Origin of the sequence: Sphingomonas aliaeris (assembly GCF_016743815.1) — a bacterium.
In the GTDB taxonomy this organism is placed as follows: Bacteria; Pseudomonadota; Alphaproteobacteria; order Sphingomonadales; family Sphingomonadaceae; genus Sphingomonas; species Sphingomonas aliaeris.
This window is the reverse complement of sequence record NZ_CP061035.1, coordinates 3,157,180-3,176,165: the sequence shown is the minus strand read 5'-3', so window position 1 is coordinate 3,176,165 and position 18,986 is coordinate 3,157,180. Positions and strand designations below refer to the sequence as shown.

Annotated in this window: 18 protein-coding genes; 14 read left to right on the top strand and 4 right to left on the bottom strand. The window is 65.5% G+C overall.

The window, feature by feature from the left end; translation table 11 throughout:
* Window positions 1-4: 4 nt before the first annotated feature.
* Window positions 5-3,253 (bottom strand): S41 family peptidase, encoded by a 3,249-nt coding sequence (locus H5J25_RS15020; protein ID WP_225883160.1) that lies wholly within the window; start codon window positions 3,251-3,253, stop codon window positions 5-7.
* Window positions 3,254-3,491: 238 nt separating this feature from the next.
* Between H5J25_RS15020 and H5J25_RS15015 the strand changes: the two genes are divergently transcribed.
* The 5 genes from H5J25_RS15015 to H5J25_RS14995 all read left to right on the top strand — a co-directional run bounded on the left by H5J25_RS15015 (window position 3,492) and on the right by H5J25_RS14995 (window position 8,557).
* Window positions 3,492-4,043: a 2Fe-2S iron-sulfur cluster-binding protein gene (locus H5J25_RS15015; RefSeq protein ID WP_202092337.1), complete on the top strand. Its 552-nt coding sequence runs from the start codon at window positions 3,492-3,494 to the stop codon at window positions 4,041-4,043.
* Complete coding sequence (locus H5J25_RS15010) at window positions 4,040-5,020, top strand: FAD binding domain-containing protein (protein ID WP_202092335.1); 981 nt, start codon at window positions 4,040-4,042, stop codon at window positions 5,018-5,020. The genes H5J25_RS15015 and H5J25_RS15010 overlap by 4 nt, the downstream gene beginning before the upstream one ends.
* Before the next feature lie 2 nt (window positions 5,021-5,022).
* Window positions 5,023-7,251 carry a xanthine dehydrogenase family protein molybdopterin-binding subunit gene (locus H5J25_RS15005; protein WP_225883159.1) on the top strand — a complete coding sequence of 743 codons (2,229 nt, stop codon included), beginning with the start codon at window positions 5,023-5,025 and terminating at the stop codon, window positions 7,249-7,251.
* A 134-nt stretch (window positions 7,252-7,385) separates the two neighbouring features.
* A complete protein-coding gene (locus tag H5J25_RS15000) occupies window positions 7,386-8,258 on the top strand; it encodes a hypothetical protein (protein ID WP_202092333.1) in 873 nt (290 codons plus the stop codon).
* Window positions 8,259-8,350: 92 nt separating this feature from the next.
* Complete coding sequence (locus tag H5J25_RS14995; RefSeq protein WP_202092331.1) at window positions 8,351-8,557, top strand: hypothetical protein; 207 nt, start codon at window positions 8,351-8,353, stop codon at window positions 8,555-8,557.
* Window positions 8,558-8,585: 28 nt separating this feature from the next.
* On the opposite strand, the gene H5J25_RS14990 is transcribed toward H5J25_RS14995, so the two are convergent.
* From H5J25_RS14990 to H5J25_RS14980, 3 genes are all read right to left on the bottom strand, one after another.
* Complete coding sequence (locus H5J25_RS14990) at window positions 8,586-9,548, bottom strand: 2-hydroxyacid dehydrogenase (protein WP_225883158.1); 963 nt, start codon at window positions 9,546-9,548, stop codon at window positions 8,586-8,588.
* Between the two features lie 7 nt (window positions 9,549-9,555).
* Complete coding sequence (locus H5J25_RS14985) at window positions 9,556-10,503, bottom strand: DUF808 domain-containing protein (RefSeq protein WP_202092328.1); 948 nt, start codon at window positions 10,501-10,503, stop codon at window positions 9,556-9,558.
* Window positions 10,504-10,613: 110 nt separating this feature from the next.
* Window positions 10,614-10,949, bottom strand: a complete 336-nt coding sequence (locus tag H5J25_RS14980; RefSeq protein WP_225883157.1) for a hypothetical protein — start codon at window positions 10,947-10,949, stop codon at window positions 10,614-10,616.
* A 152-nt stretch (window positions 10,950-11,101) separates the two neighbouring features.
* On the opposite strand from H5J25_RS14980, the gene H5J25_RS14975 reads away from it, so the two are divergent.
* From H5J25_RS14975 to H5J25_RS14940, 9 genes are read left to right on the top strand one after another with little or no spacing between them, the layout of a single operon-like run.
* On the top strand, window positions 11,102-13,378 hold the full coding sequence (locus H5J25_RS14975) for an FdhF/YdeP family oxidoreductase (RefSeq protein ID WP_202092327.1): 2,277 nt from the start codon (window positions 11,102-11,104) through the stop codon (window positions 13,376-13,378).
* On the top strand, window positions 13,379-13,834 hold the full coding sequence (locus tag H5J25_RS14970; RefSeq protein ID WP_202092325.1) for a c-type cytochrome: 456 nt from the start codon (window positions 13,379-13,381) through the stop codon (window positions 13,832-13,834).
* Window positions 13,816-14,826 (top strand): cytochrome c oxidase subunit II, encoded by a 1,011-nt coding sequence (locus H5J25_RS14965; RefSeq protein ID WP_202092323.1) that lies wholly within the window; start codon window positions 13,816-13,818, stop codon window positions 14,824-14,826. The genes H5J25_RS14970 and H5J25_RS14965 overlap by 19 nt, the downstream gene beginning before the upstream one ends.
* The gene (locus tag H5J25_RS14960) at window positions 14,823-16,712 is read left to right on the top strand and encodes a cbb3-type cytochrome c oxidase subunit I (protein ID WP_202092322.1); all 1,890 of its coding nucleotides are present in this window, start codon (window positions 14,823-14,825) and stop codon (window positions 16,710-16,712) included. Before H5J25_RS14965 ends, H5J25_RS14960 begins: the two co-directional genes overlap by 4 nt.
* Entirely contained in the window at window positions 16,709-16,960 is a 252-nt protein-coding gene (locus H5J25_RS20830; protein WP_225883156.1) for a hypothetical protein, read from the top strand. Before H5J25_RS14960 ends, H5J25_RS20830 begins: the two co-directional genes overlap by 4 nt.
* Entirely contained in the window at window positions 16,957-17,334 is a 378-nt protein-coding gene (locus H5J25_RS20825; RefSeq protein ID WP_225883155.1) for a cytochrome c oxidase subunit 3, read from the top strand. The genes H5J25_RS20830 and H5J25_RS20825 overlap by 4 nt, the downstream gene beginning before the upstream one ends.
* Window positions 17,331-17,639, top strand: coding sequence for a hypothetical protein (locus tag H5J25_RS14950; RefSeq protein WP_202092313.1), 309 nt, complete (start codon window positions 17,331-17,333; stop codon window positions 17,637-17,639). The genes H5J25_RS20825 and H5J25_RS14950 overlap by 4 nt, the downstream gene beginning before the upstream one ends.
* On the top strand, window positions 17,627-18,502 hold the full coding sequence (locus H5J25_RS14945; protein ID WP_202092311.1) for a cytochrome c oxidase assembly protein: 876 nt from the start codon (window positions 17,627-17,629) through the stop codon (window positions 18,500-18,502). The genes H5J25_RS14950 and H5J25_RS14945 overlap by 13 nt, the downstream gene beginning before the upstream one ends.
* Window positions 18,499-18,921, top strand: a complete 423-nt coding sequence (locus tag H5J25_RS14940) for a c-type cytochrome (RefSeq protein WP_225883154.1) — start codon at window positions 18,499-18,501, stop codon at window positions 18,919-18,921. Before H5J25_RS14945 ends, H5J25_RS14940 begins: the two co-directional genes overlap by 4 nt.
* Window positions 18,922-18,986 lie beyond the last annotated feature (65 nt).

Below are 18,986 nucleotides of genomic sequence, written 5' to 3'. Positions count from 1 at the left end.
CCCGTCATTCGGGTTTCGGCGGCGTGCTCCCCAATTGCGACAGGAGCTGCCCGACCGCGGCGGCAAGCTGCGCGTCCCTGCCGGTGTCGGTTTCCCCCAGCGGGCGTTCGACCGCGATGTCCACGGGGCGGGGGTTCATCTCCATATCCTGCCCCCGACCGTCGCGAATGCGGGTCGATGGCACGCGGACCGTCGATCCGTCGATCAGCGGTTCGCCGCCGGTGAAGACGATCCACCCCGCGGTCGGCTGGCCGACCACCTTGCCCAGCCCCAGCGCGCGATAGCCTTCGGTGAAATCCTCCGCATCGGACAGCGAGGATTCGTTGATCACCAGCACGGTCGGAACGCCCAGCGCACGCTGGCCCAGCGCTTGCCGGCTCGGCACCGGGAACAGGTCGCGCGGCGTCATCGTCAGGAAGTTGCGACGCGAGAACACATCCAGCGCGAAGCCGTTGACGAAGCCGCCATTGTTGTTGCGGATGTCCACCACCACGCCCTGCCGCGACTGGTTCTCCGCATCTAGGTCGAGATACAGTTGGTTGAGCGATTCCGACGACATATCGGCGATATGGACATAACCGAGCCGCCCGCCAGACAGGCGGTCGACCAAGGCGCGGCGATCGTCGACCCACTGGCGATAGCGTAGTCCGGCGGCGACCGAGACGGAACCGGGCCGCACCACCACATCGCGCCGCCCGGTTGCGCCCTGCACCCCCAAGGTCACGCGGCGATCGACGGTATTTTCGAGCAGCGCATCCAGATTGTCGCGCGGGCCGATCGTCCGACCGTTGATCGCGACGATGCGGTCTCCGGGCGTGATCTTCTCGATCGATGCCGGACCCAAAGTCACCACCTCGCTAACGACTAGCCCGCGTCCCGCTTCATATGTCGCGCGGTCGAAACGCAGGCCAAGATCGCCGACGCGGTCGCTCGGCAGCGATCCGGGGCCGCGCTGCGGACGGTTGATGCCGGAATGCGATGCGTTTAATTCACCGATCATCAGGTTGATGATGCGCCGCAATTCGTCCGACGTCCGCGCGCCCTCGACATAAGGCAGGTATTTCGCGCGCAAGGCGGGCCAGTCCTGTCCGTTGAACTTCGCGTCGTAGAACTGGCGATTCAGGATGCCCCACGCCTGATCGAACACGACGGTCTTCTCGGCGGCGAAGTCCACGTCCATGTCGGCCGCAATCGACACGGGCTTGGGCTTGGGCGTGTCCAACGCAGTCGTCATCACCGTACCGCCCTCGAGGTAGAACAGCGCCTTGCCGTCTTTCGTCAGTGCGAAATCACCCTTCGACTTGGTGCTCTGGCTGATCTGCTTGGCGATCGGCGGATCGGTCGCCAGTTCGTCCAGGTCATAGCTGTACAGATTGTCCTGGCCGCGTTCGCTGGCATGGAAGACCAACGTCTTGCCGTCGCTGCTGATCACCGGTGTGTCCGCACTCATGCCCAGCGGCAGGATCGTCGCGCGGCCCCGCAACCCTTCCCACACGATCGTCACCGGCGGGATCTTCGGCGCAGCGGGGGCAGGGGCCTTCGCGCCCGGCTTGCCACCCGCCGGCAACGGCTTTTGCGGCGCCGGGCCATCGGGGGACGTATTGGTCGGAGCGTCCGGCGTGCCGGGCTGCTTGCCGGGCTTGAACAGGTCGCGGAAGCCGTCCTCGCGATATTTGGGCACGTGCGGCAACAGGTCGATCCGCACGATGCGCGAATCCTCGGTCCGTTGCGACGTGTCGAACAGGACGTACTTGCCGTCCGGCGACCAGGCGATCGCGCCCATCTGGCCATTGCCGAGGAAGCTGATCGGGCGCGCCGCGCCGCCCGCCGCTGCCGCCACATGGACGTTGGTGAACGAGCGCGCATCGGTGACCGGGAAGGCGACGTACCTGCTGTCCGGCGACCAGGTCGGCCGCGGCCCATAGCGTTCGTTGGTCGCGACCGCCCCGGTGAAGACGACGCGATCGCTGGGCGCAACGCTTGGCCGCGGGAGCGTCGCGATATGCAGTTCGCGATCGCCCACGACATAGGCGAACGACTTTCCGTCGGGCGCATAGACCGGGACGGATGCGATGCCGCCTTTGGTGAGCACCGTTTCGCGCCCACTCGCCACGTCGAATTCGGCGATGAGGTGATCCAGTCCGCGCTCGGTGACGTAGAGCAGGCGGCGGGAATCGGGCGACCAGCTGACATCGCGTTCCGCCGCGACCGAATTGCTGATCCGCTGTGCCGGCCCTCCGTCCTTCGCGGCGACCGCGAAAAGCTCGCCATGCCCGATCACCGCGATCTTCTGGCCGTCCGGCGACAATGCCATCCGGTTAAAATTGTTGATCGTGTCATGCCGCTTCGGCGTCACCGCCGCCGTTCCGCGCAAGGTGATCGGCACAGGCGCGGCCTGGCCCGTCGCCGGATCGTAGCGCCACACGCCCATGTCGCGTTCGAACACGATAGTGCCGTTCGGCCCCTGCGACGGGAACAGCAGGCGGCCATCCGTGAAGCGCGTAAGCTGCTCCGGTACTGCCTCCGGCGTGGCTGCCATGCGCCACAGATTCTCTGTCCCGCTCTTCGTGCTCATGAACGTCAGCGTGCGGCCGTCCGCGCTCCACATCGGCCATGCATGCTTCTGGTCGTCGGCGAGCAATTTGGTGAAGCTCCCGCCGGCGATCGGCTTCAGCCACAATTCGGTTTCGTCGATGTGCGAATGGCCGTTTCGCCACCACTGGTTCGCGCTGATCCCGCGCGCGTTGACGACGATCGCATTGCCATCGGGCGAGGGCGCGGCTTGGAATTCCGCCAGATACCGTTCGCGGTTGACCTCCATCGGCGTGCCGCCGGATGCCGAAACGCGGAACACGTCCGGACTGCGGCCGAGATCGTTGACCCCGGATGCGAAGTAGATCCACTTCCCATCGGGCGACCATGCGTCCAGTTCCTCGCCGGATTCGGCATAGGTCAGCCGGGTGACCGCCCCGCTGGCGAGATCGAGGACATAGATGTTCGGGCTGCCGCCACGCGTCGAGGTGAAGGCGAGTTGCTTCCCATCGGGCGAGTAGAGCGGCCGTCCTTCGGTCGCGACGTCGCTGACCAACGCGCGTGCGACACCGCCGCTGGCCGGAACTTCCCAGATATCCCCGCCCGATACGAACGCCAGCAACTGCCCGTCGGGCGACACGGCGGGTTCGGCGAAGGCCGGCTTGGGTTCGGCGTGCGCGACGGGTGCGAGCGATGTCAGGCAAGCGGCGGCGCTGATCAACCAACAAGATTTCAAGATGACCCCCAGGGTAGCAAATTGCCCGCGAAATGGAGCGGAAATTGCCGCGGAGTGCAAGACGGCATCGCGCAGCCGGGGCGGCGCTCTCCGTCCGGGCGCATCGACCGACACGCAGCTTGATCTCGATCATCCAAGTCATTGGCAATGAACTGGAACGTCCGGAACCTTCGGCCTGTGTCGCGCGGTTTGGTGTCTTCCTGCCACAAGGGGCCGATCCGCCATGCACTTTACCATCAACGGCCAGTCCCATGAGGCCGATGTCGATATCCGAACCTCCGTCCTGGATCTGCTGCGCGAGCATATCGGGCTGACCGGGTCCAAAAAGGGCTGCGACCACGGGCAATGCGGGGCCTGCACGGTGCTGATCAACGGTCGGCGGGTCAATTCCTGCCTGACGCTGGCGGTGATGCATCAGGATGACGAGATCGTCACGATCGAGGGGTTGGGAAAGGTCGGCGACCTGCATCCGCTGCAACAGGCGTTCGTGCGGCACGACGGATATCAATGCGGTTATTGCACGCCGGGGCAGATCTGTTCGGCGGTCGGTATGCTCGACGAAGTGGCCAAGGGCTGGCCCAGCCACGCAAGCGCCGACCTGTCCGATCCCGCGTTCGACGATGCGGAGATTTCGGAGCGTATGAGCGGCAATTTGTGCCGGTGTGCCGCCTATCCGAACATCGTCGATGCGATCCGCGAAGTGGCGGGGGACGAGCCCGAAGGCCGAAGCGCCGATGCCAAGGACGATATGATGACCCGGGAGGTCGCGGCATGAAGACCTTCGTCTATGCCAAGGCGGACACGCCGCAGGCCGCCGTTCAGGACAGCGCGGGCACCGCGACGAAGTTCATCGCCGGCGGCACCAACCTGCTCGACCTGATGAAGCTGCAGGTCGAGACCCCGGACAAGCTCGTCGATATCAGCCGGCTCGACCTGGCGGCGATCGAGGAACGCGACGACGGCGGACTGACGATCGGTGCCCTGGTGCCGAACAGCGATCTCGCCGCCGACCACCGCGTCATCGCAAAATATCCGGTCTTGAGCCGCTCACTGCTTGCCGGCGCGTCGGGCCAGTTGCGCAACAAGGCGACCACCGGCGGCAATCTGCTCCAGCGGACGCGCTGCTACTATTTCTATGACGTCGCCGCGCGCTGCAACAAGCGCGAGCCGGGCAGCGGGTGCGACGCGATAGGCGGGTTCAACCGTATCCTCGCGGTGCTCGGCACGAGCGACCAGTGCATCGCCACGCATCCAAGCGACATGGCGGTCGCGATGCGCGCACTGGATGCGACGATCGTGACGCTGCGGCCGGATGGCGACCGCCGGCGGATCGCGATCCACGAATTCTATCGCTTGCCCGGCGACACGCCGCATATCGAGAACGTCCTCGAACCGGGCGAATTGATCACGCATGTCGAATTGCCGACCCCGCCGGTCGGCCAGCAGACGTATCGAAAGGTGCGCGACCGCGCATCCTACGCCTTCGCTCTGGTGTCGGTCGCGGGCATCGTCAGCGTGGAGAATGGTACGATCACGTCCGCCGCGCTTGCATTCGGCGGACTGGCGCACCTGCCGTGGCGCGACGATGCGGTGGAGGCCGCTTTGATCGGGCAGCCCCCGTCGATGGCGACATTCGAGGCAGCAGCCGATGCTTTGCTTGCCGATGCCAAGGGCTTCGGTTCGAACGATTTCAAGATTCCCCTCGCACGCCGGACGCTGATCGCGACGCTGCGCGAACTGACGGAGGCGTGAGCATGCCGAACGGCGAAACCAACAGCCTGACAATGGACGCCCCGCATCCGGACAGCCTGCTCGACAGCGGCGTACAGGGTGTCATCAGCCGTCCGATCGACCGCGTCGACGGGCCAAAAAAGGTGTCCGGCGCGGCCACCTATGCCGCGGAATACCAGTTCGACGATCTCGTCTACGGGTTCCTTGTGGGCGCGACGATCGGTGCCGGGAAGGTCGTATCGATCGACGATGCGGCGGTGCGCTCCATGCCCGGCGTGATCGACCTCGTCACCGATTTCGACACGTTCATCCGCGTCGCGGCACAAGGCGGCGAAACCGAAGCGCCGACGCAAGGCGTGAAGCAGATCACGTTCGTCGGACAGGTCGTTGCGATCGTCCTGGCCGACAGTTACGAGGTCGCACGCGACGCCGCGATGCAGTTGAATGTTGCGTATGAACGGTCGGGCGGCGCATTCGATTTCGACAAGCATCGGGAAGAGGCGGTCGAGCCGCCGTCGGACGCAACGGAAGCACATTCGACGCAGGGCGATATCGACGCCGCGATGGCGGCGGCGCCCGTCAAGATCGACGTGACCTATACTACGCCCAGCCAGAATTCGGCGGCGATGGAACCGCACGCCTCGACCGCCGTGTGGGAAGAAGACGGCTCGCTCACCCTCTACGGCGCGTACCAGATGCCGACGTCGGATGCGCAGCAACTGGCCGATGCACTGGGGTTGGACGAGGACAAGGTGCGGATCGTGTCGCGCTATATCGGCGGCGGCTTCGGGTCCAAGCTCGGCATCGCGCCGGAAAGCGTCGCCGCCGCTGTTGCAGCCCGCAAGCTCGGCCGTCCCGTAAAGGCCGTCATGGCACGCCAGCAGGTCTTCGAGGCGACCGTCCGCCGGTCGAATACCGAACAGCATATGCGGCTGGCGGCGACGCGCGATGGAAGGCTGACCGCGATCGGCCACGACAATCTCTGCTCAAACCAGCCGGGCGAGGATTATTTCGAACCCGTCGGCATCGGTACGCACAAATTGTACGCGGGCGAGAACCGGTCGATCACGCACGACAACGTGCCGCTGAACCTCGTCCTGTCGGGATCGATGCGCGCGCCGGGTGAAGCGGTCGGGATGATCGGGCTGGAATGCGCGATGGACGAACTGGCCGAAGCGCTGGAGATGGATCCGATCGCGCTGCGCAAGATCAACGATCCAGCGCAGGACCCGGAAAAGGATGTTCCCTTTTCGTCGCGTCAGCTCAGCCAGTGCCTCGACGAAGGTGCCCGCCGCTTCGGCTGGGACCAGCGGCAACCGGCGGGCGCGCGGCGCGAGGGCGAATGGCTGGTCGGCATCGGCATGGCGTCCGCAATCCGCAGCAACATGCTGATGGAATCCTCCGCCAAGGTCGAGATCCACCCTGACGGAACCGCTACCGTATCGTCGGCGATGACGGATATCGGCACCGGCAGCTACACGATCCTGGCGCAGATCGCGTCGGAGGTGCTCGGCATTCCGGTCGATCGCATCACGATGGCGCTCGGCGATACGAAGGATCCGCCGGCCGCAGGATCTGGCGGTTCCTGGGGTGCGGCTTCGTCCGGTTCGGCGGTGTATCTTGCCTGCGAGACGTTGCGCGGCAAGATCGCCACGGCGATGGGCGTGGAGGCCGATGCCCTGACGCTGAAGGACGGAGCCGCGATCGGCGACAATCGTTCGGTGCCGATCGCCGAACTGGTCGGGCAGGGGTTGGAAGCGGTCGGCCATATCAAGCCCGGCAAGCAGGAAGAATTGACCAGCCAGGCGTCGTACGGCGCGCATTTCGCCGAAGTCGGCGTCAATGCGGTCACGGGCGAGGTCCGCGTCCGGCGTATGCTGGGCGTGTTCACGGCAGGGCGTATCCTGAATGCCAAGACGGCGCGATCGCAATGCCTTGGGGGGATGACGTTCGGGATCGGCGCGGCGCTGACCGAAGAGTTGATCCATGACACGCGCAATGGCAAGTTGGTGAACCGCGATCTCGCCGAATATCACGTGCCGGTGAATGCCGACGTACCGCAACTGGACGTGCATTTCATCGACGAACGCGACGTGCACGCCAATCCGATTCACGCCAAGGGCTTGGGCGAACTCGGTATTTGCGGGGCGGCACCTGCGGTTGCGAATGCGATCTACAATGCATGCGGCGTGCGCGTGCGCGATTTCCCGATCACGCTCGACAAGCTGCTCCCTGGTCTGCCGTCCATGTAATCGGCCCGGTCGGTGCGCCTTATTGTAAAAAGGATCTAAGTTTAGGCGCTGCTTCCCAAGACTTGTTCGTCCATTTGACTTCGATCGTGGTTAATGGGACTGAACGGGTCATGGGGCGGATCGTATCAGGGGCCATGTATCTCGCGACGCCATTGGCGTTCGCGGCGCATCCTGCCGTCGCCAAGCCCAATGTCATCGGCATTCCGCTCCCATCGGCCGAGGTTACCGATACGGCTTCGATTGCTTATGTCGTCGTGAACGTTCCGGCCGCGACGCAGCTAGCCGGGGAACGGTCGTTGAGCGCGGCGATCGACTATGAGGTCCGGCGTCGGATCGCATCTCCGCCGACGGGGTCGGGTGCGGCCGACATGCTGGAGGTGGAGGCGCGGTCGGATTTCCCGGATGTCGTCGCTGACCGCGGTTCCGGCACTTTCGGTGACGCGGTCGTCGCGTCGCACGCCGAACGCATCGCATTTTTGCGGCAACGCATCGACGCTCAGCGCACGGGCGGAGCCGACGCGCGCATCGTCGCCGATCTGCGAATGCGCCTGCACCGTGCCGAAGCGGCGCGTCGGCTGGCCGTCGCGCGCGGCCATGTCGAAAACATGGCGGTGACCGACTGCGTGACGAACGGGCAGGCGGGGTGCCTGCCGACCGCTAAGAGTCCCCCCGTTCGCATAAATATCCACGCCGCGCCGATCCTGCAGGCGAAGCGCAAGACGGGAGCGTCGCCGCGCACCGTCTTCGTCGCCACTCCGCGATCAGGCCAGCGGCTGACGTTGGGGATCGCGACCGCCAGGCCGAAACAGGCAAGCAAGGTCGTGACCGGCCTCGGCCCTTCGCCTCGCCTCACGCTTGCGCCTCATTCGCCGGAGCAGCGCCTCGCGGGCGCGCGTGCATCCTTGGCCAAGGCACGGTCGTCGCTCGCCACGATCGATGATGCGCGCGCCGCCGGGCTGTTGCAATTCCCCGGCAGCGATACCTGGTCGCTCAATCGCATCGCCTGAGCGACAATATCGTTGCAGCGGACGGCACTGCATCGGACTTCGAACGTTACCGCATGCGACGACGCATCCCCGCGCCCGAAGGAGCCATTCCGATGAACGACACGACCACCGCAGACACCAACACGACGTCCAACGGCAAGACCGCACTGGCCGACGATATCCGCGCGCACTTCCAGGGCGATGCGCCGATCACCGACAAGGCGAAGAACTTCGCGAAGGCCCGGCCGTGGACCAGCGCCGCGTTCCTTGGCGTCGCAGCGGTTGCGTTGCTCAACACGTTCAAGGGCACGCGCGGCTGATACTGGTCGTTACCGGACGGCGGGTCGCCTAACCGCGATCCGCCGTCTCTGGCACCGGCGTGATCGCGCGGCCGGTGTCGAACCAGCTGACAAGGTTATCGACCACCAACTCGCCCATTGCGCGGCGCGTGTGTTCGGAACCCGATCCGATATGTGGCAGCAGCACGACATTGGGTAGCGCGCACAACGCCTCCGGCACGTTGGGTTCGGTCGCATAGACGTCAAGCCCTGCGCCCCAGATCGTCCCCGCCTGCAACGCCGCAATCAATGCGTCCTGATCCACCACGCTGCCACGCGAGACGTTGATCAGCACCCCGTTTGGCCCCAGCGCCGCAAGCACGGAAGCATCGACCAGATGCAGTGTGCCCGCACCGCCCGGCACGACCGCGATCAGCACGTCGCATGCTCCCGCAATCGAAACCGGTGTCGCGTGATACTCGTAAGCAACATCCGCCTGTCGCGACCGGCCGTGATAGGCGATCGATACGCCGAACCCCTCCAGCCGTTGTGCGACAGCCTTGCCGATCGCACCCAGTCCGATGATCCCGACCCGCCGTCCTCGCAACGTCGGCGATAGCGGGAAGGGCGCATCCCGCCAGCGGCCATCACGCACGTACCGGTCGGCCTGCGGTATCCGCCGCAACGTCGCTAGCAGCAGCCCGATCGTCAGGTCGGCGACCTCGTCGTCAAGAACCCCCGGCGTATTGGTAACGACGATCCCGCGATCCGCGGCCGCCATCGCATCGATATTGTCATAGCCGACGCCGAAATTCGCCACGATCTGCAACGCCGGCAATCGCGCGAACCAGTCGGGGCCGATCCGCCCGGCCAAACTACTCGCGGCCAGCCCGACGATATCGGGGGCGACCCGCGCGAGATATGCCTCGCGGTCCGCCTGCTCCCACAAACGATGCAGCACGAACCGGGCGTCCAGCGCCTCGATCACGCCGTCCGACATCTTTGCGGGCATCAGGATATGTGGCCGTTTCACCGCCGCCTTACGCCTTTTTGGCGAACAGTCGCTTGACCGGCGGAACGACCACCGCGATCAGCCCACCGATCACCAGACCGACGATCGCGGACGCTACCGCAAAGCCGAGCCACGCGCCGAAGCCCGGTGCAAATGGCATCAGCCCGGCAATCGCATGCGCCACCGCTTCCGCCGCATGCGGGATCGTCGTTAAATGAAACTCTTCCAGCCCGTGGACAAGAATACCGCCGCCGACCCACAGCATCGCGACCGTGCCGATCTTGCCCAGCAGCGACAGGACGACCGGCATACCCTTGACGAGTCCCCGGCCCAATGCCGGCAGAACGCCGCCCTGCCGACGGGCGAGATGCAGGCCGATATCGTCCATCTTCACGATCAAAGCAACGACGCCGTAGACGCCGCCGGTGATCAGCAGGGATACGGCGATCAGTGCCGCGGCCTGCGTCGTGATCGGCTGATCGGATACCTCGGACAAGGCGATCGCCATGATCTCGCCCGACAGGATCAGGTCGGTGCGGATCGCGCCGCCGACCTTCTTGTCCTCCAGAGCCTGCGGGCTTTCCGCCGCCTCGTCCTGAAGCGCGGCGGCATGCGAGTGGCCCAGGACGGATTCGATGATCTTCTCCGCCCCCTCGAAGGCGAGATACAGCCCGCCCAACATCAGGATCGGCGTGATCGCCCAAGGCAGGAACGCGCTCAGCAGCAAGGCCGCGGGCAGCAGGAACAGCAGTTTGTTGCGCAGCGACCCCTTCGCGATCCGCCAAATGATAGGCAGTTCGCGTGCGGGGCTCAGGCCCGATACGTATTTCGGGGTAACCGCGGCATCGTCCACGACCACGCCGATCGCCTTGGACGAAGCTTTCATCGAAGCAGCGGCAACGTCATCGACGGAGGCGGCGGCAAGCCGCGCGATCGCGGCGACATCGTCTAGAAGGGCTACGAGGCCGGTAGGCATGCAGGTCTTTTCCCAGGGTTCGGTCTGGCGGATGCGCCTACACGCCAAAACCCGGCGACGCAGTGGTGAAATCCGCCATCGCCCGGATCACGGGCGATGGCGAGATAAAATTACTGGCCGTTGACGATCGCGGCCTTCTGCGCGTTCGACATCGCTTCTGCGTTCACGTCCGCATCGTCGATCGCTTCTTCGCGCGCTTCGCCGGCGGCACGGGTCGCGGCGGCATCGGCCTTCATCGCGGCACGATCGGTGCCGGTCATGTTGTCGGCGGTCGCTTCCATCGCGTCGGCGCGGTTGTCCGCGGCCTGCTCCGCCTGGTCGCCCAACTTGTCGTCACCCTTGCCGCCACAGGCTGCGAGCGAAAGCATCATCGCCGCGACTGCGGCACCCTTGAAGATCGATTTCAATGCAAATTCCTTAAAGTTGCTGAACGTCGGAACGGTCATCCGACGCGGATCAACCGATCGGAAGCAGGGGTGTAACGACCTTCCGTCGATTCCGTTCAACACAGGGTCGCTTTGTTTAATCTGGATAAGTGCCGCGCGCGCGACGCGGGTCTAGTCTGGATCGTCCGGGGGAAGGGACGAGGAGAGCCGAAATGGCCGAAGAAGACGATACGGTTCATTATACCGGGGCCGAGGGAGGCTGGGGTTCGGTGCGCGGCATCGTCGAAACGGGCCTGCGCGAACGTCCCTCGCTCGCCGCTCTGGACACGCTGCGGCGGCAGAACAAGCCCGGCGGCTTCATGTGCGTGTCCTGCGCCTGGACCAAGCCCGCCAAGCCGCACACGTTCGAATTCTGCGAGAATGGCGCGAAAGCGACCCTGTGGGAACTGACCACGCGGCGCTGCACGCCCGACTTCTTCGCGAAACACACCGTCACCGAACTGAAGGGCTGGAAGGATTACGATCTGGAACAGCAGGGGCGGCTGACGCACCCGATGCGCTACGACCGGGCCAGCGACAAATACGTGCCCTGCTCCTGGGACGAGGCATTTGCGGGAATCGGCCGGGAACTGCGTGCGATCGATCCCGGCGCGGCAGTCTTCTACTCCTCCGGGCGCGCCAGCCTCGAAACCAGCTATCTCTACGCTTTGTTCGCGCGGCTCTATGGCCATAACAACCTGCCCGACAGTTCGAACATGTGTCACGAAACGACGTCTGTCGCGCTGAAGGAAGTGATCGGATCGTCGGTCGGGACGTGCGTGCTGGCCGATTTCGAACTGTGCGACGCGATCTTCTTCTTCGGCCAGAATACCGGGTCTAACAGCCCGCGCCTGCTGCATCCCCTGCAGGAAGCGGTACGGCGCGGATGCCGGATAGTGACCTTCAACCCTGTTCGCGAAAAGGGGCTGGAGGTGTTCAAGAACCCGCAAAGCCCGCTGGAAATGCTGACGCCGAAGGAGACCCAGATCTCGACGCTGTATCTCCAGGTCAAAGCAGGCGGGGACATCGCCGCGATCATGGGGATGATCAAGCACGTCCTCGCAGCCGAAGATTGTTCGTGGCGGGAGAAGCGGCAGCACGTCCTCGACGTGGATTTCATCGAACAGCACACGACCGGCTTCCAAGCGGTCAGGGCCAAGGCGGAGGCGACCGGCTGGGACGAGATCGAGCGCGAAAGCGGCCTTGCGCGCGCCGATCTGGAGCAGGCGGCGCAAATCTATATCGATGCGCCTCGCTCGATCGCGATGTACGGCATGGGGCTGACCCAACAGGTGCACGGCTTCGACAGCCTCGCGATGCTGACGAACCTGTGGCTGATGAAGGGCAATGTCGGTCGCGACGGCACCGGCATTTCGCCGGTTCGCGGGCACAGCAACGTGCAGGGCCAGCGCACCGTCGGCATTTCGGAAAAGCCGGAACTGGTTCCGCTGGATCGGCTCGCGGAGCAATTCGGGTTCAATCCCCCGCGCGACAAGGGGCTGAACACCGTCGACGCGTGCAAGAAGATCGTATCGGGCGAGGTGCGCGCGTTCATCGGGCTGGGCGGCAATTTCGTCCGCGCGATCCCCGAACGAGAAAAGATGGAGGCGGCATGGACCGGCCTGCGCCTGACGGTACAGATCGCGACGAAGCTCAACCGCAGCCATCTGATCAATGGCGAGGTGGCGTATCTGCTACCATGTCTTGGCCGGTCGGAAGAGGACAGGCAGGCGGGCGGCGCGCAGGCGGTTACGATGGAGGATTCGCTGTCCTGCATCCACGGATCGATCGGCAAGGCCAAGCCCGCCTCGCCCGATCTGAAGTCCGAACTCGCGATCGTCGCGGGCATCGCCAAGGCGACGTTGCCGCCGAACTCCAGGGTGAAGTGGGACGACTGGACCGCCGACTATGCGCTGGTCCGCGATCTGATCGAGGCGACCTATCCGGAGGAATTCCACGACTTCAACCAACGCGTCTTTACGCCCGGCGGCTTCTATCGCGGCAATTCCGCGCGCGAACGCGTGTGGAAGACGGATAGCGGCAAGGCGCAGTTCACCGTGCCTTCCGTCATGTCGTCGGTCGGCTTCGCCGATGCGCCGGGCCGATACCGGCTGATGACGTTGCGCTCGAACGACCAGTTCAACACGACGATCTACGGCTATTCGGACCGTCTGCGCGGGATCGAGGGTACGCGCGACGTCCTGTTGATGAACCCCGAGGATATCGCCGCGGCCGGTTTGACCGCCGGTCAGGTCGTCGGGCTCGCGACCGATGCGGAGGACGGCGTCGACCGGCAGGTCGGCGGCCTGTCCGTCACCCCGTTCCTGCTGCCGCGCGGGTGTCTGGGCGCCTATTATCCCGAGATGAACCCGCTCGTCCCGCTCGATCATCATGACGAGCAGTCGAAGACCCCGGCGGCAAAGGGAGTTCCGGTGCGGATCGTCGCCTGAATGCGCCTGTCGCTTATCCTCATTGCAGCAGTGTCGGGACTTGCGGGGTGTACGCAGGAGGCGCGCCAGATCGGCCCGACCGTTCCGCAAACCGCGCCGGTCGGGAACACGGACCCGCGTATTCCGGCCTATCAGTCCAACATCTATCAGGTGGCGCAGGGCGGGCGGTACTTCCTGTGGTATGGCTGCTCGTCCTGTCATGCGGAGGGTGCGCCCGGGCATCTGAACCTTGCCAGGCAGGACCGGCGGCGGGGCAATGGCTTCGCGCGGGTGTTCGACGTGATCGCGCACGGTCACGGTCCGCGTGATTACGCAAACCGCATCCCGGTCGAACAGTTGTGGCAGATAACGGCCTATGTCCGGGACCTGCCGCTGCATTACCCTGAAAAGCGCCGGCGGCTTGCGGCGGACCAGACGGCGGAACCGACCGGCAAGACATGGACCGGACCGCAATGAAGCGCCTTGCTTTGCTCTCCGCGGTGCCGCTCGCCGGGTGTGTCGGGATCCAGTCGCCATTGTCGCCGGGCGGGGATCAGGCAAACGCGCTGCACGATCTGTTCGTATTGATGATGATCGTGTGCGGATCGGTCTATCTGCTGGTCGTAGCTGGCCTTGGCTGGGCGATCCTTCGCGCACGGCGGAATGCCCTGATTCCGGGGGCAGCCGACGGCACGGGCGATCGCCGCAGAGACCGGGGCGTGCTGATCGCCGCGGGGGCGATCGTCGTCGGGCTGACGGTGCTGATCGTCGGCAGCTTTATCGCAGATCGTGCCTTGTTCGCGACGGGCGGGCAGGGGGCAATGCAGGTGCGCGTCACCGGGCACCAATGGTGGTGGCGGATCGAATATCGCGATCCGTCGAGCGGGCGCTGGATCGAAACCGCGAACGAACTGCACCTGCCGCGCGGGCGCACGACCCGCGTCTCGCTGGGGTCGGCGGATGTGATCCACAGTTTCTGGGTGCCGAATGTCGCGGGCAAGCTGGACATGATTCCGGGGCGTCGCAACGTGCTCGATCTTACCCCGCGCATCGATGGCTGGTTTCGCGGCCAGTGCGCCGAATTCTGCGGACTACAGCACGCGCACATGGCGTTCGACGTGAAGGTCGAGGATCCCGCCACCTTCGACGCTTGGCTCGCGCGGCAGGCACAGCCCGCCGTTGCGCGAACGGATACGGTTGCGGCGCGCGGCGAGAGCGTCTTCGCAGGGCCGTGCGCCACCTGCCACGCAGTCCGCGGGACCGGCGCGACGGGGCGCGCAGGGCCAGACCTTACGCACATCGCCTCGCGACGGTCCGTCGCCGCCGGTACGCTGCCGATGACACGCGGCGGGTTGCAGGGCTGGATCTCCAAGCCGCAGGCGTTGAAGCCCGGCACCGGCATGCCCGACATTCCGCTCGACGCGCGCGATGCCGATGCCGTCGCGCACTATCTGGCGGGGTTGCGATGACCCCGGACCGCGAACGGCTCGATCAACTGGCGGTTACCTGGCGTGATCCGCCGGGGCTGCGCGGCTTCCTGACGACGGTCGATCACAAGCGGATCGCCGCGCGCTACATCGTCACGGCGCTGTTGCTGATGTTCCTGGCGGGCATGCTCGCGCTCGACATGCGCCTGCAACTCTCCGTGGCGGACAATACCCGCATGGGACCGCAGCTGTATAACGAGAGCTTCTCGCTTCACGGTTCGACGATGCTGTTCCTCGTCTCCGTCCCCGTCATGGAGGCGATGGCGCTATGGCTGGTCCCGCTCATGCTCGGCACGCGCAACATGGCGTTTCCGCGGTTGGGGGCGTTCAGTTTCTGGCTGTATTTCGGCGGCGTGCTGACATTGTGGGTCGCGCATGCGGCGGATATCACGCCCGATCTCGGCTGGTTCGAATATCCGCCCTTGTCCGGCCCGGCTTATTCCCCCGGCCACCGTGCGGACGTCTGGGCGCAGATGATTACCTTCACCGAAGTCGCGGCGCTCGCCGCCTCGGTCAACGTCGCCGCGACGATCCTGAAGATGCGCCCGCCCGGCATGACATTGGCGCGGATGCCCGTCTTTCTGTGGGCGATGCTGGTCGCGTCGATCATGACGATCCTGTCGATGCCCGCGATCATGCTGGTCACGTCGATGCTGATCGCCGACCGGCTGGTCTCGACCCACTTCTTCGTGCCTGCGACGGGCGGCGACGTGGTGCTGTTCCAGCATCTGTTCTGGTTCTTCGGCCATCCGGAAGTGTACATCATCTTCGTCCCCGCGACGGGGTTCGTCTCGTCCATCGTCGAGACGTTCTCGCGGCGGCGATTGTTCGGGCACAACGTTATCGTCCTGTCGATCGTGTCGATCGGCGCGCTGGCATTCGGATTGTGGGTGCATCACATGTTCGCGGTCGGCCTGCCACGGCTGGGCAACGATTTCTACACTGCGGCCAGCATGGCGATCGCGCTGCCGGCCGGGTTGCAGATCTTCTGCTGGATCGCGACGATGGGCAGCGGCCGGCTGTGGCTCGCGACGCCGATGTTGTGGATATTGGGCTTCGTCGCGACCTTCGTGATCGGTGGATTGTCGGGCATCATGACGGCGTCGGCGGCGCTCGACCTGCAACTGACCGACACGTACTTCATCGTCGCGCACCTGCATTACGTGCTGATCGGCGGTGCGATCTTCCCGTTGTTCGGCGCGTTCTGCTATTGGTATCCCAAGGCCACCGGGCGGCTGATGTCGGAACGCTGGGGCCGTGTCGCCTTCGCGATGATCGTCGGCGGGTTCAACCTCGGCTTCTTCCCGATGCACCTGCTCGGGCTGATGGGCATGCCCCGCCGCGTTTACACCTATCCCTCCGGCATGGGCTGGGACCTGCTCAACCAGGTCGCGACGGCGGGCAGCGTTATCGCGGTGGCCGGCGGGCTGGTATTCGTCGCCAACGCGCTGGTCAGCTACTGGCGCGGCGCACCGTCCGGCCGCGATCCGTGGCGCGGATCGACGCTGGAATGGGCCAGCCCCTCGCCCCCGCCACCGTGGAACCTCGCTTTCACGCCCGTCGTGCGCAGCCTGACTCCGATGTGGGACGACGGCCAGCGGCAGGTGATGGACGGGATCGCGATCGACCGGCGCGAGATGCTGGTCACGTCGGTGATGGACGCGACGCCGCTGTATCGCCAGAAAAGCGCCGGCCCGTCCTTCTGGCCGCTCCTCGCCGCGCTGGCGGTCAGCGCGATGTTCATCGGCAGCATCTTCACCCCCTGGGCGATCGTTGCCGGCGCGCTGCCAATCGGTGCGGCCTTGACCGGATGGTTCTGGCCCGAGCGCCACCGTGCGAAGACCGGTCCGCTGGCAGTGCGCCGATGACCCACGCCGATACCGAGACGCTCGAGGAGATCGTCGGCGACCTGTCCGACCTGCCGGACAGCGCCAGCGGCGCGAAGCACCTCATCTGGTGGGGCAATATCGGCTTCATGCTGATCGAGGGCACCGGCCTCGCACTCGCCGCCGCCGCCTATTTGTACCTGATGACGCAATCCTCCGCCTGGCCGCAATATGGCCATGCGCCCCCGGCCTGGTGTGGGGCGCGATCTTCACCGCCGGACTGGTTTTGAGCGAGATCCCCAATCTCTGGGTGCTTCGTTGTGCGCGCAAGAAGGATGTCGCGGGCGTGCGGCGCGGGGTTCTGGCGATGGCGATCATCGGCGCGATCCTGTTCGTGCCGCGCGCTTATGAATTCGCGCATCTGAACGTTTCATGGCATGACGATGCCTACGGATCGGTCGTGTGGATGCTGATGATCCTGCACACCATGCACGTCGTCACCGATTGGGCCGATACCTGCATACTCGGCACCTGGCTGTTCACGCACGAGGTGGGCGACGACCAGTTCGCCGATGTCGAGGACAATTCCAATTACTGGACGTTCGTCGTGCTCGTCTGGCTGCCGCTCTACGCACTGATCTACTGGGCACCGCGCGCGCTATGACCCCGTCCGCCAAGGCCTGGCTCGCGCTTTCCCTGCCGCCTGTCGCGTGGTTCACGTTCGAACAGGGGCTGTCGGCCGTGCTGCACGCCGATTGCACGCGTACCGGCATCGGCGTCGTCTGGGGTCTGACCGCGCTCGGCCTGTGCGTGTTCGCGGCGCATAGCGGGTGGCGTTTGCGCCGCGCACCGCAGACCCTCGTCTCCGCCTGGATGGCACGACTTGCGCTCGCCGTAGCTGGCATCTTCGGCCTCGCCATCGCGTTCCAGACGCTCGCCATCCTGATCGTGCCCGCATGCGCCCGCTGACGTGTCTGGCGCTCGGCGTGGCGGCGATCGCCCTGTCCGCGCCCGGCCACGCGCACGATACCGGCGCCCCGCATACCGAACCGCCGGGCTGGACGTTCGACCCGTGGATCGTCGTCCCGCTGATCGCCACGCTCGCACTGTTCTGGACCGGCTGGCGCAGGCTGCATCGCCGGTCGCGCTTGCGATCCGGATGGCGTCGCCCGGCGGCGCTGTTCACGGCGGGCTGGATCGTGCTCGCCACCGCACTCTTATCGCCGCTGCATCAGGCGGGGGAGCGATCCTTCGCCGCGCACATGCTGGAACATGAGATCATCATGCTGCTCGCCGCTCCGTTGCTGGTCCTGTCGCGCCCGCTTGCGATCATGCTTTGGGCCTTCCCCAAGGCCGCGCGCCGACGCATCGGCCGAGCGGCGAACAGCCGCGCGATACGCGGAACGTGGCGGGCGGCATCGGGCGCGGTGACAACGACCCTGCTCCAGGCGGCGGCCTTGTGGATATGGCACGCGCCCGCCCTGTTCGACCGGGCATTGGCGGACGAGGGCTGGCATGCGACGCAGCATCTGACGTTCCTGATCACCGCCCTGCTATTCTGGTCGGCGATGCTCGGCCGCCATACGCCCGCCGGGGTCGCGACCTTATGCCTGATCGTGACCTCGATCGTATCCGGGGCGCTCGGGGCATTGATGGCCTTCGCCACCAGCCCCTGGTATGCCGGCTATGCGCGGCTCGGCCTGTCCCCCTACGGCCTGACGCCGGCCGAGGACCAGCAGATTGCCGGATTGCTGATGTGGGTGCCGGGCGGGCTGGTCCATGCCGGGGCCGCGCTGCTCGTCCTGCGCCGCGTGTTGAAGGAGGCATCATGACCGTCCGCCGCTTCCCCTCCAGCCTCGCCTGGCTCGCCGCGCTCGTCATGCTGTCGATCGTCGCGGCGACGATCGCGGGCATCGCCATCTATGTCGAAACCCGCATGGCCGCACGCACGCAGGCGAATGCGATCAGCCACGGTTATGCGGCGCGCGGAAAGATCGCCATCGCCGCGAAGAATTGCCAGGCATGTCACGTCATCCCGGGAGTCGCCGGACTTGCCGGAGCCGTCGGCCCCGACCTGACCGATGTCGCGACGCGCGCGATGATCGCCGGCAGGTTCCGCAACGATCCGGACACGATGATACGCTGGCTGATGCACCCGCAGGCCATGTCGCCGGGCAGCGGAATGCCGGAGCAGGGCCTGTCGGAAACCGAGGCCCGCAACATCGCCGCATATCTGTATTCGAACCGATGAACGACAAGGTCATTGATATGCATCGTCCGTCGGATGTCGCACATTTGTAAGCGACACGCCCCCGA